This is a genomic window from Actinoallomurus oryzae, from assembly GCF_039541955.1.
In the GTDB taxonomy this organism is placed as follows: Bacteria; Actinomycetota; Actinomycetes; order Streptosporangiales; family Streptosporangiaceae; genus Actinoallomurus; species Actinoallomurus oryzae.
Window position 1 is genome coordinate 229,031 of record NZ_BAABHF010000019.1, and the last position, 22,977, is coordinate 252,007.

The window sequence follows — 22,977 nt, forward strand, 5'->3', positions numbered from 1 at the left end:
GCGGGGGCGGTGAGACGTCCTATGCGCCGGCGCCTTCGAGGAGGTGGGAGTCGATGATCTGGTGCAGCGTCGCAGGGAGTTCGGCGACCGTCGACCGGCCGGTTCTGGCCAGCAGGATCAGACCCTGGAACTGAGCGAGCAGGATGCGTGCGAACAGGACGGGGTCCACACCCGGCCGCAGCGTGCCCTGGTCGGCCGCGTGGCGGCACAGGACGGCCAGCCGCTCCTCCCACTCGGCGAACACGCCGGCGAGGTGGTCCCGCACGGACTCGTCGGCGATGGCGAGCTCGGCGGCCAGGTTGCCGAACGGGCAGCCGACCGGCGCGCCGAAACGGCGTTCGAAGTCCGCCTGGATGTGGCCGACGGCGTCGGCGACCGCGTGCAGACGCCGGGCGGCGTGGTCGGTGCCACCGCACGCGGCCCCGGCCTCGATGCGGGCCCACAGTGCCAGGGCGTGCCGGTCGATCACCGCCTTGACCAGCTCGGTCTTGGAACGGAAGAAGTAGTAGAAGGTACCTCGGGGGACGCCGGTGGTGGCGCACAGCTCATCCACCCCGACGGCCTGGTAACCGCGTGCCAGGAACAGCCGGGCCGCGGCTCTGACCAGCCGCTCCCGCGCGTCGCTCGAACGACCCACCCGCCGAAAATCCCCGATGGCGACCGGTCTGTCAATCGGCCGTGCACTCACGGTGATAAACAGACCACGCACCGGACATTCGTCGGGGGAAGTACAAGCCTCCAGCCCTACGAGCCGAGGGAGCGATTCGGTGTGACCGGCGGTCCTGGCGGTCGGCTCCACGTATGGCTGGACCACCCAGGTCACGAGCCGAGTCCCGTCAGCCGGTCCACCTGACTGCTCCGAGGTAATCGTGCATACGTTCAGCCGGACCACGGGTCGTAGTCGATCTCCAGCGGTTCCTGCGGTGGGCGTTCGTTCTCGGGGACGTGCTGGAGGTTGACGCGGATGCGGTACCAGACCGAGCTGCGGCCGCGCATCCCATCGGTCAGGATGTCGGCGGCCTCCAGATGGCGCACCACATCGGAGTGGCGGGCCTTCCAGCGATCCAGCGCCGCCAGCGCCTCGTCCTTGGTACGGGCGCGGGCGATTTCGATGAGGGGCATCGTCGGCTGCCTGCGGCCCTTGCCCTTCGGGGGCTTCTCCGCCGGGCCCAGGCGTTCGGCCAGCTCCAGCAGCGGTTCCAGGGAGCCCGCGGTGCCTTCCATGTCCGCCCAGGGGTCGCCGATGGACGCATACCGTCCGGGGACCGTGGTCATGGTGTACTCCCCGGGACGGCAGCCGGGCACCTCGTCCCAGGTGAGCGGGGTGGACACGCGAGCGTCTCCGGTCGGCCGTACGGAGTAGGCCGAGGCGATCGTGCGGTCCTTGGCGTTCTGGTTGAAGTCGACGAAGACGCCCTGCCGCTCCTCCTTCCACCAGCGGCTGGTGGCCAGGCCGGGGGCGCGGTTCTCCACCTCGCGGGCGACGGTCTCGGCGGCGAGCCGTACGTCGCGGTAAGGCCACCGGGGATCGATGCGCGTGTAGATGTGGAATCCGCGCGAGCCGGACGTCTTGGGCCACGCGGTCAGGCCGTGGTCCTCCAGAACCTCCTTGGCGACCAGGGCGACCTCCACGATCTGTCCCCACGGGACGCCGGGCACCGGATCGAGGTCGATCCGCAGTTCGTCGGGGTGGTCGAGGTCCTCCGCGAGCACCGGGTGCGGGTTGAGGTCGACGCAGCCGAGGTTCACCACCCAGGCGAGCTGCGCGGCGTCCCGGACGACGACCTCGTCGGCCGAACGGCCCGACGCGTACTGGAGCCGCGCCACCTCGATCCAGTCCGGCCGCGTGGCCGGGGCGCGCTTCTGGAAGAAGGCCTCCTCGTCGATCCCCTTGACGAAACGCTTGAGGATCATCGGCCGGCCCGCGACGCCGCGCAGCGCGCCGTCGGCGACGGAGAGGTAGTAGCGAACGAGGTCCAGCTTCGTGTGACCGCCGGAGGGGAAGACCACCTTGCCCGGGTTGGTGACCGTCACCTCACGCCCGGCGACCTCCAGGACCTGCGACTTCGGCATGCGCTCACCATAGATCGCCACGTGCGCGGAAAGAACACCCAACTCGGGAGCGGCTTGCTCCCGACACCTACATTATACCAAAAGAATCGCATTTCAGCGACCATTAATGGGAAATGCGAAAATCAATTTGGTCCGCTATATTCGCGGCCATGAATTCCACGGAAAGGACCTTCGTCAACTCGGCCGGGCTGCGCCTGTGGACCGAACGGTTCGGCGCTCCGGAGGATCCGGCGATACTGCTGATCATGGGGACCGCCACACCGGCGATCGGCTGGCCCGGCGAACTCGTGGAGACGCTCGTCGGCGGCGGACACCAGGTGCTCCGCTTCGACCACCGGGACACCGGCAGGTCCGACTGCGTGGACTTCGCCACCCACCCGTACACGCTGGCGGACCTGGCCGCCGACGCCGTCGCCGTGCTCGACGGACACGGCGTCGCCGCCGCGCACGTCGTGGGGGCCTCCCTCGGCGGCGCGATCGCCCAGTGGCTCGCCGTACACCGCCCCGAGCGGGTCCGTACGCTGACCGCGATCATGACGGGTCCGATGGGCGCGGACGCCGGTCCGGCCTGGGCACGCGCGCTGGCCGGGCAGGCGCCCGACCCCGACGACCTGCCGCCGCCCGCGCCCCGGTTCCTGGAGCACCTGGCCCGGAAGGCGCGGATGCCGCGCACGACCCGCGAAGAGCGCATCGCCGCGGACCTGGAGACCTGGCGCGTGCTGAACGGCGACGTGCTGCCCTTCGACGAGCCGGCCGCCCGGCGGCTCGTGGCCGACTCCCACGACAGTGCCGACGACCCCGCCGCGGCGGCCAACCACGACCTGGCCTCCCGGCGGATGACCGACGACCGGCGCGTCCCGCTGACGTCGATCACGGCGCCGACGCTGGTCGTGCACGGCACCGAGGACCCGCTCCGGCCGCTGCCGCACGGCGAGGCGCTCGCCGCCCAGATCCCCGGCGCCCGGCTGCGGACGGTTCCGGGCATGGGGCACACGTTCCTCTCCCCCGGCCTCCCCCGCCGGGTCGCCGAACTCCTCCTGGAACACACGATGGTTTGATGGACGGTCATGAAGGGGTTCGCCCGGCGGGAGTTCCAGCTCGTCCTGCTGCGGCGCATGGCCGACTACCAGCCCGACCTGGTGGCCGGGGCGATGCGTTCGCTGGGGGCCTCGCGCACCGAGATGCGGCAGGTGAACGCCCGCTGGCAGCGGATCCTGCGGTCGCGGGCCTTTCCCGGCGGTGAGCGCCGGCTGCGCCTCGTGCTCGGGCCGCCCGCCGACGGCGCCGAGCGGACGGTCGGCGACGTGACCTGCCGTACGGACTGGTGGGACCTGCCGCTCTGGCCCGATCTGCGGTTCGAGGCCCTCATCGGGCCCGACGGGTCGGTGCTGCACGAGTGGCTGGTCCGGCCGGAAGGGGCCCCGGGACCGCGGATCGACGGCGTCGCGGACCTGACGCCGTGGTCGTGTGTCGTCTCCGACGTGGCGGAACGCTTCCCGCCGGCCCGCCACCAGGCCGACACGGTGCCGAGCCGGTGGAAGGTGGGCTTCACGGCTCCCGGCGAGAACGCCGCCGCGCGCTCGTACGTCGCCCATTTCGTGTGGGGACTGTTGCAAACCGTGGAACAGGACGGTCCCCGCGCCGTGTCACCATGAGGGGACTCATGCGAGTGCCGGGACGCCCCCCGCCCCGGTGAATGAGGCAGCGAGGACTCCTCAGTGGCAAAGCTCGACATCACCACGCTGACCCAGGCCGCGGACGAACTCCTCCAACGCGTCGAGAACCCGCACCGCCGGCGAATCTTAGAGAACTACCGCCGCCACGCGCTGCTCCAGGTGACCGGCCGGTGGAAGCAGATCTTCGTCCCGCAGATGACGGTCGAACACCCCGTCTGCTACCTCAACCTCAACCGCACGAGCGCCACGCTCGACGGGCCCGATGAGGTGGCCGCCTTCTACCGGACGCTGGCGAACAGCGGGACCAACGTCATGGTGCTCCAGGACGAGCAGCTGGCGGTGGCCGACTGGGGGCTCGCGACGGAGGCGACCTTCAACACCTACGCCCGCGGCCACGTGATCCCGGACGGCGACCCCGAGGGGTACTACCTCGTCCGCCAGCGGATCGCCATGCACTGGCCGTACGACCGGCGCGGACGCCTGGTCGGCGGGCACTTCTACGAGCATGCCGACCTGACCGAGGTGCGGCGGATCGCGGAGCCGGACTTCATCACCGTCGCCGACGCGCGCGCCGGCCTCGACCCGCTGATCCGGCCGCTGCCCGGCTGACGGACCGGCTGACGGACCGGCTCAGCCCGGGATGAGCCGCTCGCGCAGGAACTCCACGACCCGCTCGCGGGCGGCGAGGGCCGGGTGGCCGGGCTCCTCGCGCACCTCGGCGGTCAGCACCGAGTGCGCCGCCCGGCCGAAGCCGCCGGCGTTGCCCGGCGAGGAGTCCAGCTCGATGATCTCGAACGCGTCGCCGAGACGCTCCCGCAAGGTCGCGAAGCGGTCCGGCGGACACATGCGGTCGGCGCTGAAGCGCAGCCCGAGCAGGCACAGGCCGGATGCGGTCGTACGGTCGGCCACGGTGGCGAGCTCGTCCTGGGAGAGCCCCGGATCGCGCCGGCGGGCGCCGCCGACCGGGAAGGGCACCGCCGGCTGGCTGAGCACCGAGGCCAGCACCACCTCGTCCACGGCGGTCGCCAGGGCGAACCCGCCGGTGAAGCACATGCCGATGACGCCGACGCCGGGACCCGGCGTGCGGGCCGCGAGGTCGCGGGCGAGTTCGCGCAGGTAGTCGGCGACGGGCCGGTGCGCGTTGGTCGCGAAGGCGCGGAACTCGGCCGACACGCAGAGCCGGGCGATCGTCCCGGCGGAGTACGGGCCGGTGACCGGCCGGCCCGGCGTGCCGAACAGCGACGGGATGACGACCGTGAATCCCTGTTCGACCAGGTGGTCGGCCAGGCCGAGTACCTCGGGCGAGATGCCTGGGACCTCCGGGACGAGCACGACACCGGGCCCGTCGCCCTTCTCGTACACGTCATGCGTGATCCCGGCCCCGGTGAACGGGGCGCTCTTCCAGCCGCTGAGCTCCGAAGTCGGCGCCGAACCCGTCACGATGCCTCCCTAGTCGTCGCGTGTCCGGGTCATCATCGCGAACCGGGCAGGGCGCGTCGAGCGGAATCGGTTTCCTCCTCCGGCCAGGGGAACCGTCGGGCGGCGATTCACGTCTCATTCGCTGATGCCGGGCAAATCGTGGGAAAGCAACAGCATTCGCAAGGGGACCGGTGTCACGCTCATCGTGGCGTCCCTGATCTACGCGGGCTGGATCGTCGCCGACCTCACCGTTCGCGACCTGTGGGTGTCGCTTCCCTTCCTGCTGGCGAACGCCTTCCTCATCGGCCTGCTGTTCGTCACCGTGTACGACAACTGGAACCGGCTTCCGCTCGCCGTCGCCGCGCCGCCCGACCTCGCCGAACCGTACGTCGCCGTGCTCGTGCCCACCTACAACGAGCCCCCGGCGATGGTGCGGCGGACCCTGGAGAGCGTGCTCACCCAGCGGTGGCGCCACGACCGCCTCGTCGTGGTGATCGGCGACGACGGGCACCGCCCCGCCGTACGGACGATGGTGGAGGACCTGCGGCGGCGCTTCCCGTCCGCGCCGCTGCACTACCACCGTCCGCCGCGCCGGCACACGCCGGAGCGGCGAGGCGACGCCAAGGACGGCAACCTCAACTCCATGCTGGACTTCGTCGCCCGCGCGTACCCGGAGGTCGAGTTCGTCGAGACCCGTGACGCCGACGATCTCGTGGGCGACCCGGACTTCCTGCGGCACACGGTCGGGCACCTCGTCCGCCATCCGGGCATCGCGTACGTGCAGACCGTCAAGGACGCGCACGTGAGCCCCGGCGACCCGTTCGGCAACCGGCGCCGGTTCTTCTACCGGGGCATCATGCTCTCGCGGGCCGCGGCCGGGGCGGCGTTCCCCTGCGGCAGCGGGCTCGTGTGGCGGCGGTCGGGCCTGGAGACGATCGGCGGCTTTCCCACCTGGAACCTGGTCGAGGACCTGTACTCCGGCTACCTCGCGCTCCAGCACGGCCTGCTCGGGGCGTACCTGCCGATCGACGGAGCGGTCGGCCAGGTCGCGCCCGAGGACCTGCCCAACGTCCGCAAGCAGCTCGGCACCTGGGCGATGGACACCATGAGGATCTTCTTCTGGAAGTCGCCGCTGACCGCGCGCGGCCTGTCGTTCCGGCAGCGGCTGCAGTTCCTGGAGGTCGGGCTGTTCTACCTGTCGAGCGTGCCGACGCTCGTGCTGATCCTCACCCCGGCGTGCTGCCTGCTGTTCGACGTGCGCATGTTCTCCCAGCACGTCGTCGCGCACGTCGTCTACTCGGCCGGGTACGTCACGCTGCTCGCGGTGTACATGTACCTGCTGGGCAACGGCACGTCCTGGCGCGAGGTCGTGCGGGCCAAGCAGATGTGGGTGGGGCTGATGTTCGTCTACATCTCCGCCTGCCTGCGGGCGCTGCGGTACGGGCCGCGCCGCAAGCCGGCGTACCGGGTCACCCGAAAAGACCGGCGGGCCGGGCTGTACCTCAAGGAGGTGGCGCCGCACATCGCCCTCGTCGTGCTGCTCGCCGCGGCCGTCGCCCGCCACCTGCTGTCGCGCTCCGGCTGGCACCGGCTCGACCTCGGCTCGATCTTCTGGGCGGTCAGCTACGGGACCCTGCTGTGCGCCTTCATCCGGCGGAGCTGGTACGGGCTCGGAGAGCCGCCGCCCGCGCCCGCCGCCCCTGCCACCGAACCGGCCGCCGACGTCGGCGAGACCGCGCTGAAGGGCTGACCCATGACGCCGAGAACCTACTCCGAGCGCCTCGGGCGGATCACGGACCGCCAGCTCCAGGCCGCCCTCGACCGTCATCGGCTGGGCCGCCTCGTCGACGCCGAGCCGATCCCGCACGGGCACTTCGGGCAGAACCTCTTCCTGCGCAGCACCGGCGGCGAGTACGTGCTGCGCGGCAACCCGTCGTTCCCGGGCCAGTTCGCCACCGAACGGTTCCACGTCGAACTGCTGGCCGGGGCGACCCGGGTGCCGGTCCCGTCGCCGTACCGGATCGACCCGGATCCCGGCGTGTTCGGGTGGAGCTACGTCATCATGCCGCGCATGCCCGGTCTCCAGCCGTCCGCCCCGGAGGTCCGCGACCGCCTGGGCAGCGCGGAGAAACACGGCATCGCGCGGGCGCTGGGCGCCAACCTCGCGGCGATGCACGCGGTCACGAGCGACCGGCCGGGCCGGTTCGCGGCCGAGACCGGGGCGGCCGGGCCGCTGGAGGCGCCCGGCGAGTCGACCTGGAGTGCCGGGCCCCGCAGGCCGTGGACCGGCCCGTACGCCCGGTGGGTCGCCGAACGCGTCACGCACCGGCTGGAGACGGCCCGCGGCCACGACGGGCGCGCCACCACCCCCGCCGACCTGGCCTGGGTACGCGGACTTCTCGCCGACGGCGCCGAGGCGATGGCCGAGCCGTTCCGGCCGTGCCTCGTCGTGGAGGACTACAAGGAGGGCAACCTCGTGGTGACCGGCGAGGGCGCCGACTGGACGGTCAGCGGCGTCTTCGACCTGGTCGAGTGCTACTTCGGCGACCCGGAGGCGGACCTGGCGCGGACGGCGTGCTCCTATCTCGACGAGGACCCCTCCCTGGCCCGTGCCTTCCTCGGCGCCTACCTGACGGCGCGCCCGCCCCGGCCGGGGTTCCGGCGGCGCGCGACGACCTACCTGCTCCAGGACCGCGCGCTGCTGTGGGAGTTCTTCCAGCGCAACCGCCTGCGCTGGTGGCCGGAGACGTGGACGTTCCGCGACTGGGCGGGCCGCTACCTGTCCCTTCTGGAGCCGGTCCTGAACGCCGCCGGAAACCCGGAGACGGAGGTCCGGCCCGGCGGATAATGAATCGGGTGATGAGCCGACGGAACCCCAGCGAGGTCGCCGAGCGACTCCACCTGCCGCCGGAGGCGGCCGCCCGGGTGCGCGGGCTGGACGGCGAGGCGCCGCCCGAGCCGCGCCTGCCGCCGTACGCGGAGGCACCGGCGCTGCTCGACCGGCTCGCGGTCGCCCCGCGGGACGCCGCGGAGATCCTCGCGGGCTGGCCGTCCGGCGACTGGCCGCCCGAGCTCGGCTGGCTCCTCGGGAAGGTCGTCGCCGCCGTGCGCGCGGACCTGGGCGGGGCCGCGTGGCTGGTGCCGGGCCCCTCGCTGCCGCGTGACCGCGGTCCCGCCTGGCGGCACTTCTACGTCTACGCCTACCTCGCCCTGCTGAACGACGTGCGCGCGTACCACGCGCGGCACGGCGTCCCGGACGACGTCTCGTGGACCACGCTCGCCGACCTCGGCCGCAACCTCGCCATCGACCGGCGCATGAACGGCGAGGGCTGGCCCGTGATGCTCCAGTGGCTGACCCTGCACGTCCGCGGCGGCATCTACGAGCTGGGCCGGCTCCAGTTCCAGCGGCGGCAGACCCCGGAGTCGCGGGCGTTGGCGCTGCACATCCCCCGCTCCGGCCCGCTCACCCCGGGAGCGTGCGACAGGTCGTTCGCGTGGGCACGGGAGTTCTTCCCCCGGCACTTTCCGGACGAGCCGTACGACGAGGTGACGTGCGGCTCGTGGCTGCTGGACCCGACGCTCGCGGAGTACCTCCCCGCCGACTCCAACATCCTCCGTTTCCAGCGCCGCTTCGAGCTCCTGCCGGGCGGCGAGGACGGCACCGAGGACTTCCTCCGCTTCGTGTTCGGCACGCTCGCGACACCGCTGGACGAGCTCACGGCACGGACCTCGCTCCAGCGCGCCGGGCTCGCCCACCTCCGCGCGGGCGGCCGCTGGCTCAACCGCAAGGGCCGGGTCGCCCTGAACGGCCGGCCGTGAGCGTCCGCCGACGCGGACCGAGCGACCGGCCGGAGGCTCTTTGTCGGCCCAGATGGCTAGGTTGGTCCGCCGGCAGGTGCGGACGGAATGCGGTGATGACGTGCTCGTGGATCAATTGCTGGTCTCCTACTGCGAAGGCTGGGACGCCGGGGGGCGGCGAGCCGTCGGCCCCCTGTCAGCGGCCCGGGCGGAGGAGCGCGACCGGGACGGCGAGCAGTACACGGTGCTGCTGTCTCTCGGCGAGCGGCCGACGGCCACGATCGATGTGGCCTGGACAGAGCACTACTGCGCGGTCTGGCTCTTCGACGAGCGGCTTCGTCGCAGGTATCAGGCGGAGTTTCGGCGTCTGGCCCAGGACCGCATGTTCTTGGCGCACGCCCGTCGATGGGATTACGGCGACGACGCGCAGGCCGAGTTCGACGAACGGGCCGTGACGCGTACGGTGACGATCTCACTGGACGGCCGCATGACGATCGAGGACAGGCCGGAGGGCCGGTGCGGCGGCCTGGCCGTGACGAATCAGAACGTGTCGCCGGAGGACTGCTGGGACGTGGTCCCCGTGTTCGGCGAGTGGCGGCGCCTCGTGGAGACGGTCTTTCGCGCCATCGGGTACGACGCGGCGCCGGATCTCGTCCTGCATGACGCGTCGGACCCTCAGGGGCAAGGGCTCTCCGCCGACGAGCGGCCCTGGAGGCCGCCCCGGCCGCTCCGGCCCGCACCGCTTGAACCCATGTTCGCCAAGGGGACTCGGTACCGGCTCGAACACGGCGCCGAGGTGGTCGTCGAGACGCGTCAGGCGGGCGCGTTGCGCATGACCTCCGGGATGCCGGCCGCCGCCGACCCTGGTTGGCTGCGCCCCGACGTCGCGCCGTTCACCGCCGCCGTCGCCGCCGGCGAGTACCCCGTGGAGCTCTCGCTCATCCGGTTCGCCGCCGAACCCGGCCACCGTCGTGTGGCGGCGGCCAGGCTCACCGTTCGCGACGAGCCCGTCGCCTCCTGGGAGCTCGCGCTCCGCCCGGACCAGGATCCACGTCTTCTGGGAGACGGGGAGTTCTTCGGCTTCGGCGTCGATGCCGGCATGGGGTGTTTCGTCGACGCCGAAGCGGCCGAAGCCCTGGCGGACATCGTGGAAGAGACCTACGAGGACGCCTTCGAGGACCTACTGAGCGACCAGGCCGTGGAAGTGTCCGATCCGGCGACCGGCGCGAACCTGATCGCGTTCCCCAGCGGCTGGGGCGACGGGGCGTATCCGACATGGATCGGCCGGACCACCGACGGTGAGGTCGCCTGCTTCGTCGCCGACATGCTGGTGCTGCACACAGCGACGATGCTGTCATAGCCGGACGCGCACCGGCACGCCTACGCGACCGACGGTCACGCGGCGCCCCGGCCGGCCACCTCCCACGCGGGCGGACGGCGGCTCGACCGCGTCGGCGGGCCGCGCCGAGCGCGCTCGCCGGTCAGTAGACGGTCAGGCCGTAGGCGTTGAGGATCTCGATGATCGGCTGGAAGAACGTGACGCCGCCCGAGGTGCAGTCGCCGGTGCCGCCGGACAGGATGCCCAGCAGGGTCGAGCCGTCGTACAGTGCGCCGCCGCTGTCGCCCGGCTCGGCGCAGACGTTCGTCTCGATCAGGCCGTTCACCGTGCCCTCGGCGTAGTTCACCGACGCGTTCAGGGCCAGTACGGTGCCGCAGTGCACGCCGGTCGTACCGCCCCGCATGCAGACGTGCTCCCCGACGTACGCGCCGCCGGCCCCGGTGATGTCCTGCTGGCCGACCGTGCCGTCGTGGGACACGTTCCCGGTGTAGCGGACGATCGAGTAGTCGTTGCCCGGGAAGCTGGTGCCGGCGGTCGGGCCGATGAGGGCGCCGCCGAGGGTGTACCAGGTGCTCGCGGCCGTTCCGCAGTGCCCGGCGGTGACGAAGTAGTACGCGCCGCCGCCCGTGACGTTGGCGCCCGCCGTGCAGCGGTACCCGCCGCCGGTCACCGGGTCGCCGCCGCTCAGCCGCAGGCCGAGGACGCCGTCGATCCGCCGCAGCCGCACGGCGTCGCCGTAGGGCCTGGTCGCGGCCTCGACCCGGTCGAGCCGCGCGCCGGTCACCGTACGGTCGGCGAGCACGACGACGGTGTCCGCGCGGGGGTCGAGCAGCCAGGCGGTGCCGGGGACCGCGCCCAGCGCCCGGGCCACCTGCCGGGCACGCGTCTCGCCGGAGGCCGTGTCCGCCCGTGCGGCGGCCGGGACGAGCAGCGCGGCGGCGACCAGCGCGATCACCGCGCCGATTCCTCTTCCGATCCGACGACGCCGTGGTCTCACGTGGTCCTCCTCATGCGCCGGCACGCGCGGCGGGGTGCGCGTTCCCGGCCATAGTGTGAATCCGCGCTCAGCCGCCGTACAGGTCCGTCCGAGACCGGTTCGGGCCAGGTCGCAGGCCACCTTGGACGATCACCGAGGAGAGTGGATTCCGGTCCGGGATCCGGTGAGGTGAACCGAACCCCGAATCCTCGTGATCGCACGATCGCGCCCGCCGGCGCGCGCCGGGACCATGAACGCGTCCGGACACCACAGCGGAGCCGTCCACGCGGTACGGCTCCCTGGAAGAGGCGTTCCCGACCCTGACCTCGGCCGCCGCCGAGCACCGCGGCCGGCCCGTCCGTGAGGAGAGCACGTCATGACCACCACCGTCCACCGTTTCGCCGCCGCGTCGCGGATGGAGTGGATCAAACTGCGGACCCTGCGCTCGACGTGGTGGACGCTCGCGGTCACGGTCGCCGGCGCCACCGGGATCGGGGTCGCGGTGGGCGCGAACAGCAAGGACGCGTCCGCCGACCTGACGAACAACGTGCTCGCCGGGGTCGCGCCCGGCCTGCTGCTGGTCGGTGTCCTCGGCGTGCTGACGATGACCGGCGAGTACTCCTCGGGGATGATCCGCGCGACGCTCGCCGCCGTGCCGGACCGGCCGCTGCTGCTGACCGCCAAGGCGACGGTCTTCGGCCTGGTGACGCTCGTGCTCGGCGAGGTGACGGCGTTCGTCGCGTTCCTCGCCGGCCGGGCCGCGCTGCACGGCCGGCTGACCGCACCGGGCCTCGGCCAGCCGGGCGTGCTGCGCGCGGTCGTGCTCTCCGGCGCGGGCATCGCGCTGATGGGGTTGTTCGGCCTCGGGCTGGGCGCGATCGTCCGTCACTCGGCCGCCGCGCTCGCCACGTACGTCGGCGTGGTCTTCGTCGCCGGGCAGTTGCTGCTCGCCGTCGCGCCCGCGGCGGTCCGCTGGGTGCCGCCGGCCATCGTCGGCGACTCCCTCGGCGTGTCCCGGACGGCGTCCGGCGACCTGTCGCCCTGGGCGGGGCCGGCGGTGCTGTGCGGGTACGCGGCGGTGGCGCTGGGCGCCGGGGCCTGGACGCTCACCCGCCGCGACGGGTGAGCGGCGGTCAGGACTCCTGCGGGGGAACGGCCGTGTAGGCGGCGGTCGTGCGGGCCGCCGCCGCGCGGGCCTCCTCTTGCGGTGCGCCGCCGGCGATGTGCGCCTCGCACCAGCGCTCGCTGCTCACGGTCATGAAGCGCCGGGCCTCGTCCGAGGCGGCCCACGCGGCGCCCTCGGCCGGGTCGAAGGTTCCGCCCGAGGACAGGTGGAGGTCGAGGCCGAGCAGCCCCATCTCCCATCCGATGCCGACCGCGCCCGGGCCGAACTGGGCCCAGTGCTCGTCCACCGGGATCGTGTGTTCGAGCTCGAACCGGGTGCCGCCCGCCGGCTCCGGGACGAGGCGGACCTCGATCCGGCTGTGCCCGCCGGCGAACTCCCACGTCGTCGCGAAGCTCTCCGGCGGGTCGCAGCGCTCGATCGTGCCGCCCGCGTTGCCCTCGAACTGGAACCGGCCGCCCTCCTTCAGCTCGCCGGAGATCGGCAGGAACCAGCGTGGGATCCGCTCGGGGTTCGTGCAGGCGTCCCACAGCTCGTCGACGGTGGCGTCGTAGGTCCGGGTGAGGGTCACGACGCGGGCCTCACCGGCCTCCAGGACGCGGTCGCCGACGGTGCGGGTGACGCTGTTGAGCTGCTCGATGACGTCGATCACTGTTCCTTCTCCTTCGGCTGACGGCGCTCGCGCCGGCCTCGGGCCAGTTCGGTGGCCAGCGCGTCCAGGTGCGGCGTCCAGTAGCGACGGAACCGGCCGAGCCACTCGTCCACCTCGCGCAGCGGGGCGGAGTTCACCGCGTAGAGTCGCCGGGTCCCCTCGGGCCGCACGGTCGCGAAACCTCCGTCGCGCAGCACCCGCAGGTGCTGTGACACCGCCGGCTGAGAGATGCCGAACTCCTCCTGGATGACCGCGCAGACGGCACCGGAGGTCTTCTCACCGTCGGCGAGGAGCTCCAGGATCCGCCGGCGCACCGGGTCGCCGAGAACGTCGAACGCGTGCACGGCGGTCACGCTATCGGCATCCGCTTATATAAGTCAACGCGAATATTAGTCCGCCGCTATGACGACGTCGCTGACCAGGCCGAAGTGATCCGAGGGCCACACGCCTGCGGTAGGCGTGGCGAAGGCGAGTTCGGTGTGGCGCGGCTCGCCGAGCAGGCCCGTACGGCCGGTGAAGATGTAGTCGATACGCCGCGACGGCTCGCGGGCCCGGCGGGCGTAGTCGTTGACGCGGGAGAACGTCTCCCCCGCCGACCCGTCGCCGCCGTGGATCCACGCGTCCGCGAAGCACACGCTCTCCCCGTCCACCACGTGCAGGCCCCGCAGGTAGCGGATCTCGTCGGCGTCCGGCTCGGCGTTGAAGTCGCCCATGATCACCGGTGGCAGGTCGCCGGTGAGCTCGGCGGCCCGCGCGGCGATGAACCGGACCTGCGCGAGGCGTGCCGCTCCGTGATCGCCCTGCCAGTCCAGGTGAGTGACGAACACCGGGAGCAGGCCGGCGGCCGACTCGACGGCAGCGTACAGCAGCGCCCGCTCCTCGGCGCCCGGCGGGGTGGGCAGCGGCAGGACGCGCTGCTCGCGGATCGGCAGCCCGCTGAGCAGCGCGTTGCCCAAAACGCCTTCGTCGAACCGCGCGGCGGGCGCGTACGCGACCTCGTACCCGAGCCCGGCGGCGATCGCCGCGGCCTGGCACGAACCCGACCGTTCGTCGCGCATCACCTCCTGCAGGCCGACGAGGGCCGGCGAGAGCCGGGCCAGCTCGGCCTGGATCAGGCCGAGCCGGTCCTTCCAGGGGCCGCGCCGGCCCCAGAGGTTGAGCGTCGCGACGCGTACGGTCGTCATCCGGCCGGGCGCAGCCGCAGGGTCAGCACCTGGAACGGGCGCAGGGTGAGCGGGACGCTCCCGTCGCCGTCGAGCGCCACCGGCCGGTCCGGCAGCGGCCGCTCCAGCAGGTCGGTGACCTCCACCGAGGCGACCGGGAACGACGTGTGCAGCCGCGTACTCGCCCGCCCGCCGAGGGACTCGTACACGCGCACGACGACGTCGCCGGACCGGTCGTCGGCCAGCTTGACCGCTTCGACGGAGGCCGCGTCGCCCTCGACGGACACCAGCGGCGCCGGTCCGGACCCGCCGGCGCTCACCCGCAGGGGCAGGTTGAGCGCGTACCCGCCCGCCACCGCGCCGGCGACGGTCGCGCCGGGCAACAGGGTGTGCGACATGCGGTGCCGGCCCTGGTCGGCCTCGGGGTCGGGACTGCGCGGCGCGCGTACGAGGCTGTAGCGCGCGGTCGTCGTCGTACCGCCGTCCTCGCGGGTCGTGCGGGTGACGTCGTGGCCGTACGTGGCGTCGTTGGCCAGGGCGATGCCGTAGCCGGCCTCGGCGAGGTGGATCCAGCGGTGGCAGGAGATCTCGAACCGGGCCGAGTCCCAGCTCGTGTTGGTGTGCGTCGGCCGGTACACGTGGCCGAACTGGATCTCGGCCGCGGACCGGTCGGCGTGCACGTCGAGCGGGAACGCCAGCTTGAGGATCTTCTCCCGCTCGTGCCAGTCGATCTCGGTGTCGATCCGCACGGCGGGGCTGCCGGCGGTCACCGTGATCGTCTGGGTGATCCGGGAGTCGCCGAACGAGCGGTCCACGCGCACGGAGGCGACCAGCGGTCCCTCGTCCACCACGGTCACGGAGTCGGCGTCGGTCAGGTCGGTGTGCCGCCGCCGGTAGTGCCGGTCGACGTCCCAGGCGTCCCAGTGGTTGGGCAGGTCGGTGTGCAGCTGGAGCAGGTTGCCGCGGGCACCGGATGCGAGCAGCTCACGATCGGCCACGAGGTCGCGTACGGAGGCCAGCAGGCCGTCCGCGTCGACCTCCACCCGGACGAGACCGTTGTCGAGGAGGCGCCCGTCCACCGTGACCGGCTCGGGCGGTGCCGAGGCGCCGAGCGGCGCCGCCCCCGAGCCCGGGACCTCGGTGAACACCGCCACCGACCCATCGGCGAGGGGCTGGGCGCCGGTGTCCGGGGCGAGCTCCGCGGGTACGGTCACGACCTCCGCGCGCGCCCGCGGGCTCGTGTTGAACACCCGCCCGGGACCGTTCTCCCCCGCCAGCGCGGCCGTCGCGGCACGCGTGATCTCCTCCAGCTCGGCGTGCACCCGCGCGTAGGTGGCCTCCGCCTCCCGGTGCACCCAGGCGATCGAGGAGCCCGGCAGGATGTCGTGGAACTGGTGCAGCAGCACGGTCTTCCACAGCCGGTCCAGGTCCTCGTACGGGTAGTCGAAGCCGGCGGTCAGCGCGGCGGTGGCCGCCCACAGCTCCGCCTCGCGCAGCAGGTGCTCGCTGCGGCGGTTGCCCGCCTTCGTCCGCGCCTGGGTGGTGTACGTGGCGCGGTGCAGCTCCAGGTACAGCTCGCCCGTCCAGACCGCCGCGTCGGGGTACTCCGCACGGGCGGCGGCGAAGAACGCGTCCGGGTTCTCCACCACGACCTTGGGCGATCCTTCGAGGTCGCGCAGCCGCCGGGCCTTCTCCAGCATCTCCCGGGTGGGGCCGCCACCACCGTCGCCGTGGCCGAACGGCAGGAGCGAGCGGGTGCCGCCGCCCTTGTCGGCGTAGTTGCGCACCGCGTGGGCCAGCTCGGCGCCGGCGAACGTGCCGTTGTAGGTGTCGGCGGGCGGGAAGTGGGTGAAGATGCGCGTGCCGTCGATGCCCTCCCACCAGAACGTGTGGTGGGGGAACTTGTTCGTCTGGTTCCAGGAGATCTTCTGGGTGAGGAACCACTCGTTGCCGGCCAGCACGGCGAGCTGCGGGTACGCCGCGGTGTAGCCGAACGAGTCGGGCAGCCACACCCCCCGGGTCTCGACTCCGAACTCCTCCAGGAAGAACCGCTTGCCGTGGATGAGCTGGCGGGCCAGCGCCTCCCCGCCCGGCAGGTTGCCGTCGGCCTCCACCCACATGCCGCCGACGGGCGCCCACTGCCCGGCCTTGGTGGCGTCGCGCATCCGCTGGAAGATCTCCGGGTAGCGGTCGCGCACCCAGGCGTACTGCTGCGCCTGCGAGCAGGAGAACACCAGCTCGGGGTAGTCACCGGCGAGCGCGGTGACGTTGGCGAAGGTCCGCGCGGTCTTGCGCTGGGTCTCGCGGATCGGCCACAGCCAGGCGCTGTCGATGTGTGCGTGGCCCGTGGCGGAGATGGTGTGCGCGCTCGCGTGCGCGCGCCGGGAGAGCACCTCGGTCAGCGTCGCGCGCGCCCGCGCGGCCGTGCCGGCGACATCGTGGATGTCCAGCTCGTCCAGCATGTGTTCGAGCGCGCGCAGGATCTCGTGGCGGCGCGGGTCGTCCGTGGACAGCTCGTGCATCAGCTCCGACAGCACCTCGACGTCGAGCCGCAGGTGCCAGACGTCCTCGTCGAGCACGGCGAGGTCGGCGCCGCCGAACCGGTAGAGCGGCTCGTCGCCGGCGGTCGCCAGGTCGCCCAGGGGCGTCGGGACGAACCCGTCGCCGAGGATGTCGGGGTTGGCGGCCATCTCGACGAGCAGGCCGACCTCTTCCCCACCGGTCACGGCGTCGCCGACCGGGACGTACTGGTTCAGCGGCTCGATGCCCTTGATCGGCCGGCCGTCGAGGTCGTGCACGAGCCCCTCGGCCTGAAAGCCCGGCCCGCGGCCGGTGAACCCCAGGTCGAAGACGGCCTCGACGCGGCGGCCCGCCCACTCCGCCGGCACGGTCGCGGTGGCCCGCAGCCAGCTCGTCGCCCAGGCGCGGCCCCAGCGGTCGCCGGGCGCGAACGGGGTGTACGCGGCGGCGAGGGCCTCGGCGACCGGCACCGGCTCGCCTGGAACGTGCCAGACCTCGGCCGTCATCGGCAGCCGCTCGGCGTACGTCGCGGGCGCGAGGCGTTCGCGCACCACCCGGTCCAGCCGGTCCTCGACCTGCCTGCGATCGTCGTGCATCAGCGATCCGCCTTCCCGCGTAGGTACCCGAGATGAGGAGAGTCCGTCTCGTAGCGTTCGAGGAGCCGTCGCGCCACCGCGACCGAGTCGACCAGCGGATGGGTCGCCAGCGCGCGCAGCGCGGCGGCCCGCGAGCCGGTGGTGGCGGCCGCCAGCACCGCGCGCTCGACCGCCTTGATCGTGGTGACCAGGCCCAGCGCGTGGCCCGTGAGGGGGTCGGCGGTGACCGGCCGGGCGCCGTTGCCGTCGACGAAGCAGGGCACCTCGACCACCGCGTCGTCGTCGAGACCGGCGAGGGCACCGCGGTTGCGCACGTTGAGGATCAGGGTGGTGCGCTCGTCGTGGGCGATCGCGCGCATGAGCGCCAGCGCGACCTTCTCGTATCCCCCCGACTCCAGGTCGCTGGCCGCACGCTCACCGGCGCCCGCGGCCTCGCGGTTCTCGGCCATGTAGGTGGACTCGCGCGCCCGCCGCGTGGCCTCCCACGCTTCCAGCGCGGAGCCCGGACCGCCCGCGGGGCGCGCGTAGAAGTCGCACTGCTGCTCGAGCACGAGCGCGCCGCGGCTGCGCTCCGCGGCGCGCATCGCCGCGACCGCGTCGCGGTTGAAGTCGTAGTAGTGCAGGTACTCATTCGGGATCGCGCCGATCGCGCGCAGCCACTCGGCGCCGAACAGCCGGCCCTCCTCGAAGGAGGTCAGCGCCGCCTCGTCCGCCAGCAGGTCCGGCAGCACATCGCGCCCGCCGACGCGGACGGCGCGCAGCCAGCCGAGGTGGTTGAGGCCCGCGTAGTCGAACCAGGCGCTCGCCGGGTCGACGCCGAGCGCGGCGGCGACGCGCCGGCCGAGCCCGACCGGTGAGTCGCAGATGCCGATCACCCGGTCGCCGAGGTGCCGGGACATCGCCTCGGTCACCAGGCCCGCCGGGTTGGTGAAGTTGATGACCCAGGCGTCCGGCGCGACCGCGGCGACCCGCCGGGCGATCCGCACCGCGACCGGGACGGTGCGCAGGCCGTACGCGATGCCGCCCGCGCCGACCGTCTCCTGGCCCAGGACGCCTTCCTCCAGGGCGATGCGCTCGTCGGCGACCCGCCCCTCCGTGCCGCCGACGCGGATGGCGGAGAAGACGAAGTCGGTGCCGGTCAGGGCCTCGTCGAGGTCGGTGGTCGCCGTCACCGACGGAGGGTCCGGGACCCCGGCGGCCTGATCCGCCAGCACCCGGCCGATCACCGCGGTGCGCGCCGGATCGAGGTCGTGCAGGACCACCTCGGTGACGCGTCCCTTGCCCTGGTCGGCCAGGAGGGCCCGGTAGACGAGCGGCACGCGGAATCCGCCTCCGCCCAGGATGGTCAGCCTCATGCTCGGATCACCATGCGAGCACGGTAGCGCGCGTGCGACCGGTCCTCGTCGCCGCGCACGGCGGTCTGTGTCCTGGAGTTCGGCCGGCGCTCCTCATCTCCCGGACATTAGAACCTGACTACACGTAAAGGATCAACGCCTCTCCCGGCTCCGGGGCCGGGTCACCCGCCGGAGATGGTGCGGAGAATGCCGGCGACCGCGGCGGCCACTCCGTCGCGCGCGGGCCGGAGGTACTTGCGGGGATCGGTCAGGCCCGGGTCGGCGAGTGCGTCGCGCACGGCGGCGGTGAAGGCGACGTTGAGCTGGGTGCCCACGTTGACCTTGGTGAGACCGGCGGCGACGGCCTGCCGCAGGTCCTCGTCCAGGACGCCGCTGGAGCCGTGCAGCACGAGCGGGACCGGCACGGCGGCGCGGATCTCGCCGACCAGGTCGATGTCGAGGCGCGCGGCCTTGACGGTCATCGCGTGCGAGCTGCCGACCGCGACGGCGAGGGCGTCGACGCCGGTGGCGGAGACGTACTCCGCGGCCTCGGCCGGCTTCGTACGCGCGGTCGGCGAGTGCACGCCGTCCTTGCCGCCGACCTCGCCCAGTTCGGCCTCGAGCCAGAGGCCGTTGGCATGGGCCCAGTCGGCGGCCGACCGGGTGGCGGCGACGTTGTCGGCGTAGCCGAGCCGCGACGCGTCGTACATCACCGAACCGAAGCCCGCGTCCGCCGCGCGGTGCAGCAGGTCCAGGTCGTCGACGTGGTCGAGGTGCAGGGCGACCGGGACGCCGGCGGTCTCGGCGAGCCGGGCGCAGGCCGCCGCGAGCGGCTCGACCCGGCCGTCGTGGTAACGGACCGCGTTCTGACTGATCTGCAGGATCACCGGTGCGCCGGCCAGCTCCCCGCCGGCCACGATGCCCTCGGCGTGCTCAACGGTGATCACGTTGAACGCTCCGACGCCGCGGCCGGCGTCGCACGCGGCGGCGACCAGCTCGCCGGTACCGGTCAGGGACACACGCCCTCCATCGAAAAAGAGCTCTGAACTGGGGGTTGACGATTCCAACGAATCCCAACTATAACCATGTGATCCCGAATTAACCAGGATGAAACGCAACTTCGATTGGTGGCTCACCGTGCCTGACCTGCTGGTTGGCCTCGATGTGGGGACCAGTTCCGTCAAGGCCGCCGTCTGTACGGCCGAAGGCCAGGAGCTCGCCCACGGAAGCGCTCCGCTCGCCTGGCGCACCGTGTCCGTCGGGACGGCTCTCGGGACCGAGACCGACCCCGGGCAGGTGCTCTCCACGGTACGTGCCGCCCTCGCCGAGGCGCTGGCGCGGGCACCGGAAGGCCAGGTCATCGGCCTGGGCGTGGCCGGCATGGCCGAGTCCGGGGTGCTGCTCGGGCCGGACGGCCGGCCGGTCGCGCCGCTCATCGCCTGGCACGACGGCCGCGACCGCGAGCAGGCCGCACGGCTGGCCGACGACCTCGGCGAGGAGGAGTTCGCGGCGGCGACGGGCCTGCCGCTCGGCACCCAGTGGTCGCTCACCAAGCACCGCTGGATGCGCGAGCACGACACCCGGATCGAGCGGGCCGTGCGGCGGCTGAACGTCGGGGAGTGGGTGGTGTACGCGCTGGGCGGCGAGCAGGCGTCGGAGTACTCCCTCGCCTCGCGCACGGGCTGGCTGCACCTGCGCGACCGGACGTGGTGGGAGCCGACGCTGGAGTGGGCGGGCGCGGACCGGTCACTGCTCCCGCCGCTGGTGCAGGCCGGGACGCCGCTCGGCCGGGCCGCCCCGGACCGGGCCGGCGACCGGCTCGCCGGCGCCGTGCTCACCGTCGCCGGGCACGACCACCAGGCGGCCGCCGTCGGCGCCGCCGCCACCGGAGACGGCGACGTCCTCGACTCGTGCGGCACCGCCGAGGCGCTCGTGCGCACCGTGCCGGCGCCGCTGCCCGAACCCGCGGTCGTCGAGCTCACCCGGCACGGGGTGACCGTGGGCTGGCACGCCCTGCCCGGCCGGCTGTCCGTCCTCGGCGCCACGCGCGGCGGCCTGCTGCTGCAACACGTTCTGCGGCTGCTCGGCCGGGAGCGCGCCGACCTGCCGGAGCTGGACCGCGCGGCCCTGGAGACGGATCCGGGTCCGCTGCGCGTCCGGCTCGCCGACGACGGCACCGCGACCATCTCCGGCGCCGGGCGCGACGGAACGCCGGCGGCCGTCTGGCGGGCCGCGCTGGATCAGGCGACCGCCGAGCTGGAACGCCTGCAGCAGATCATGTCGGCCGCCGCGGGCCCGTACGGGCAAGTGGTGATGACCGGCGGATGGGCGCACAGCGAGGCGATGGTCGAGCTGCGCCGCCGGGCCTTCGGGGGCGCCCGGCGGAGCACGGCGATACAGGCGGGCGCACGGGGCGCGGCGCTGCTGGCCGGTCAAGCGGCGGGCGTGCGCGCCCCCATCACCAGTCCGGTCCCCCCGATGAGAACCCCAGGCGAGGAGAGTTCATGAGTGAGCCGCTGCTTGAGGCCCGCGGCATCCAGAAGAGCTTCGGGCAGGTCCACGCGTTGCGCGGCGCCGACTTCACGGTGCACGAGGGCGAGATCGTGGCCCTGATCGGCGACAACGGCGCGGGCAAGAGCACGCTGGTCAAGATCCTGTCCGGGGCCGACCAGCCGGATGAGGGGCAGATCCTGGTCGACGGCGGGCCGGTCTCGATGCCCAGCCCGCACGCCGCCCGCGACCTCGGCATCGAGACCGTCTACCAGGACCTGGCGCTCGCCGCCGACCTGGACCCGGCGGCCAACCTCTTCCTCGGCCGCGAGATCTTCCGGTCGGGGCTGCTCGGCCGCCTGGGCTTCCTCGACAAACGCGCGATGGCCCGCGACACCGCGAACGAGATGGCCCGCCTCGGCGTACGGCTGAAGGACGCCACCGCCCCGGTCGCCGCGCTGTCCGGCGGGCAGCGGCAGAGCGTCGCGGTGGCGCGGGCCGCGATGTGGGCCAGCCGCGTGATCTTCATGGACGAACCGACCGCGGCGCTCGGCGTCGTCCAGACCGAACAGGTCCTCCAGCTGGTCCGCCGGGTCCGGGACGAGGGGATCGCGGTCGTGTTGATCAGCCACAACATGCCGCAGGTCCTGGAGGTCGCGGACCGGGTCGAGGTGCTGCGGCTCGGCGCCCGGGTGGCGCGGTTCACCGCGGCCGACGCCACCGTCGACGACCTCGTCGCGGCGATGACCAGCGGAACCACAGAGGAGCGTGCCGCATGACGACCGTCGACTCCAGCACCACGACGCAGGGACCGGCGCCGGCGTCGGCCTGGCGTTCCCTCGGTGACCGCGTGCGCCACGGCGAGACCGTGCGCATCTTCGGCGCGCTCGTGATCCTGTGCGCGGCCTTCTCGATCCTGCGCCCGCACGCGTTCCCGACCACGGCGAACATCGTCAACATCGCCTCGGACGCGTCGGTGCTGCTCGTCCTCGCGGTCGGCGGGACGTACGTCATCCTCACCGCCGGAATCGACCTGTCCGTGAGCGGCGTGCTGGTCTTCGCGGGCGTCATCTCCGCCAAGATCATGGCCGCGCTCGGGGGCCAGTCGGTCGGCGTGCTGCTCCTCAGCCTGGCCGCCGGGCTCGTGGCCGGGCTGGCGTGGGGCCTGATCAACGGGGTGCTGGTCGCCAAGGCGCGCATCCCGGCGCTCATCGTCACGCTCGGCACGATGGGCGCCTCCCAGGGCGCCGCGCTGCTCATCACCAATGGCGTGGACGTCCGCGACGTGCCGTTCAACCTGGTGCTCAGCGTCGGCTCCGGCAAGGTGGCCGGGGTGCCGTGGCTGGTGGTCATCGCCCTGGCCGTGGCCGTCGTCGGCGGCGTCATCCTGTCGCAGACCAGGTTCGGCCGGTACACGTACGCCGCCGGCTCCAACGCCGAGGCGCTGCGCCGCACCGGTGTCGCCTCCGCCCGCCATCTGATCAAGGTGTACGCGGTCGCGGGGCTCCTGGCGGGCCTGGCCGGGTACCTGTCGCTGGCGCGGTTCGCCACCACGACCCTCGGCGGTCACGCGACCGACAACCTGTCCACCATCGCGGCCGTGGTCATCGGCGGTACGAGCCTGTTCGGCGGTCGCGGAACCATGATCGGCACGGTCATCGGCGTCTTCATCCCGACCGTGCTGCAGAACGGGTTCGTCGTCCTCGGCGTCCAGGCGTTCTGGCAGCAGGTCGCGGTCGGCGTCGTCCTCATCGCCGCCGTCTACCTCGACCAGATGCGACGGGCCGCCCGACAACGGCCCTAGGCAGCTCCCCTCAT

At 72.9% G+C, this 22,977-nt stretch carries 21 protein-coding genes; 11 read left to right on the forward strand and 10 right to left on the reverse strand.

The features are described 5' to 3' along the window. Positions 1–19: 19 nt before the first annotated feature. Entirely contained in the window at positions 20–637 is a 618-nt protein-coding gene (locus ABEA10_RS15380; protein WP_345463738.1) for a TetR/AcrR family transcriptional regulator, read from the reverse strand. Between the two features lie 242 nt (positions 638–879). After that, on the reverse strand, positions 880–2,073 hold the full coding sequence (locus ABEA10_RS15385) for a DNA polymerase domain-containing protein (protein ID WP_345463741.1): 1,194 nt from the start codon (positions 2,071–2,073) through the stop codon (positions 880–882). 149 nt (positions 2,074–2,222) lie between these two features. On the opposite strand from ABEA10_RS15385, the gene ABEA10_RS15390 reads away from it, so the two are divergent. The 3 genes from ABEA10_RS15390 to ABEA10_RS15400 all read left to right on the forward strand — a co-directional run bounded on the left by ABEA10_RS15390 (position 2,223) and on the right by ABEA10_RS15400 (position 4,358). Further along, entirely contained in the window at positions 2,223–3,131 is a 909-nt protein-coding gene (locus ABEA10_RS15390) for an alpha/beta fold hydrolase (protein WP_345463744.1), read from the forward strand. A 9-nt stretch (positions 3,132–3,140) separates the two neighbouring features. Beyond that, a complete protein-coding gene (locus tag ABEA10_RS15395; RefSeq protein WP_345463746.1) occupies positions 3,141–3,728 on the forward strand; it encodes a hypothetical protein in 588 nt (195 codons plus the stop codon). A gap of 63 nt (positions 3,729–3,791) precedes the next feature. Further along, the gene (locus ABEA10_RS15400; RefSeq protein WP_345463748.1) at positions 3,792–4,358 is read left to right on the forward strand and encodes a hypothetical protein; all 567 of its coding nucleotides are present in this window, start codon (positions 3,792–3,794) and stop codon (positions 4,356–4,358) included. Between the two features lie 21 nt (positions 4,359–4,379). On the opposite strand, the gene ABEA10_RS15405 is transcribed toward ABEA10_RS15400, so the two are convergent. Then, a complete protein-coding gene (locus ABEA10_RS15405) occupies positions 4,380–5,189 on the reverse strand; it encodes a dienelactone hydrolase family protein (protein ID WP_345463751.1) in 810 nt (269 codons plus the stop codon). A gap of 124 nt (positions 5,190–5,313) precedes the next feature. Between ABEA10_RS15405 and ABEA10_RS15410 the strand changes: the two genes are divergently transcribed. The 4 genes from ABEA10_RS15410 (at position 5,314) to ABEA10_RS15425 (ending at position 10,326) form a co-directional block, all read left to right on the forward strand. Continuing rightward, positions 5,314–6,918 (forward strand): glycosyltransferase, encoded by a 1,605-nt coding sequence (locus ABEA10_RS15410; RefSeq protein WP_345463754.1) that lies wholly within the window; start codon positions 5,314–5,316, stop codon positions 6,916–6,918. Between the two features lie 3 nt (positions 6,919–6,921). Continuing rightward, positions 6,922–8,016: a phosphotransferase family protein gene (locus ABEA10_RS15415; RefSeq protein WP_345463757.1), complete on the forward strand. Its 1,095-nt coding sequence runs from the start codon at positions 6,922–6,924 to the stop codon at positions 8,014–8,016. 11 nt (positions 8,017–8,027) lie between these two features. Further along, a complete protein-coding gene (locus ABEA10_RS15420) occupies positions 8,028–8,987 on the forward strand; it encodes an acyltransferase domain-containing protein (protein WP_345463760.1) in 960 nt (319 codons plus the stop codon). A gap of 106 nt (positions 8,988–9,093) precedes the next feature. Beyond that, positions 9,094–10,326 (forward strand): DUF4241 domain-containing protein, encoded by a 1,233-nt coding sequence (locus ABEA10_RS15425; protein WP_345463763.1) that lies wholly within the window; start codon positions 9,094–9,096, stop codon positions 10,324–10,326. 121 nt (positions 10,327–10,447) lie between these two features. On the opposite strand, the gene ABEA10_RS15430 is transcribed toward ABEA10_RS15425, so the two are convergent. Further along, on the reverse strand, positions 10,448–11,260 hold the full coding sequence (locus ABEA10_RS15430) for a S1 family peptidase (protein WP_345463766.1): 813 nt from the start codon (positions 11,258–11,260) through the stop codon (positions 10,448–10,450). A gap of 397 nt (positions 11,261–11,657) precedes the next feature. Between ABEA10_RS15430 and ABEA10_RS15435 the strand changes: the two genes are divergently transcribed. Continuing rightward, positions 11,658–12,407: a hypothetical protein gene (locus ABEA10_RS15435; RefSeq protein ID WP_345463769.1), complete on the forward strand. Its 750-nt coding sequence runs from the start codon at positions 11,658–11,660 to the stop codon at positions 12,405–12,407. Positions 12,408–12,414: 7 nt separating this feature from the next. Here ABEA10_RS15435 and ABEA10_RS15440 read toward each other — a convergent pair whose 3' ends face one another. From ABEA10_RS15440 to ABEA10_RS15465, 6 genes are all read right to left on the reverse strand, one after another. Continuing rightward, positions 12,415–13,056, reverse strand: a complete 642-nt coding sequence (locus tag ABEA10_RS15440) for an SRPBCC family protein (protein ID WP_345463772.1) — start codon at positions 13,054–13,056, stop codon at positions 12,415–12,417. After that, positions 13,053–13,400, reverse strand: coding sequence for an ArsR/SmtB family transcription factor (locus ABEA10_RS15445; protein ID WP_345463775.1), 348 nt, complete (start codon positions 13,398–13,400; stop codon positions 13,053–13,055). Before ABEA10_RS15445 ends, ABEA10_RS15440 begins: the two co-directional genes overlap by 4 nt. Before the next feature lie 45 nt (positions 13,401–13,445). Next, on the reverse strand, positions 13,446–14,240 hold the full coding sequence (locus ABEA10_RS15450) for an endonuclease/exonuclease/phosphatase family protein (protein WP_345463778.1): 795 nt from the start codon (positions 14,238–14,240) through the stop codon (positions 13,446–13,448). Then, positions 14,237–17,335: an alpha-mannosidase gene (locus tag ABEA10_RS15455; protein ID WP_345463781.1), complete on the reverse strand. Its 3,099-nt coding sequence runs from the start codon at positions 17,333–17,335 to the stop codon at positions 14,237–14,239. The genes ABEA10_RS15450 and ABEA10_RS15455 overlap by 4 nt, the downstream gene beginning before the upstream one ends. Next, on the reverse strand, positions 17,335–18,690 hold the full coding sequence (locus ABEA10_RS15460; protein ID WP_345463784.1) for a 6-phospho-beta-glucosidase: 1,356 nt from the start codon (positions 18,688–18,690) through the stop codon (positions 17,335–17,337). Before ABEA10_RS15460 ends, ABEA10_RS15455 begins: the two co-directional genes overlap by 1 nt. Positions 18,691–18,851: 161 nt before the next feature. After that, positions 18,852–19,688, reverse strand: coding sequence for a class II fructose-bisphosphate aldolase (locus ABEA10_RS15465; protein ID WP_345463787.1), 837 nt, complete (start codon positions 19,686–19,688; stop codon positions 18,852–18,854). 118 nt (positions 19,689–19,806) lie between these two features. Here ABEA10_RS15465 and ABEA10_RS15470 point away from each other — a divergent pair, with 118 nt between their 5' ends. The 3 genes from ABEA10_RS15470 to ABEA10_RS15480 are packed head-to-tail and all read left to right on the forward strand — an operon-like array spanning position 19,807 to position 22,963. After that, positions 19,807–21,177, forward strand: a complete 1,371-nt coding sequence (locus ABEA10_RS15470; protein WP_345463790.1) for an FGGY-family carbohydrate kinase — start codon at positions 19,807–19,809, stop codon at positions 21,175–21,177. Beyond that, positions 21,174–21,938, forward strand: coding sequence for an ATP-binding cassette domain-containing protein (locus tag ABEA10_RS15475; protein ID WP_345463793.1), 765 nt, complete (start codon positions 21,174–21,176; stop codon positions 21,936–21,938). Before ABEA10_RS15470 ends, ABEA10_RS15475 begins: the two co-directional genes overlap by 4 nt. After that, positions 21,935–22,963: an ABC transporter permease gene (locus ABEA10_RS15480; protein WP_345463796.1), complete on the forward strand. Its 1,029-nt coding sequence runs from the start codon at positions 21,935–21,937 to the stop codon at positions 22,961–22,963. The genes ABEA10_RS15475 and ABEA10_RS15480 overlap by 4 nt, the downstream gene beginning before the upstream one ends. Positions 22,964–22,977: the final 14 nt, after the last annotated feature.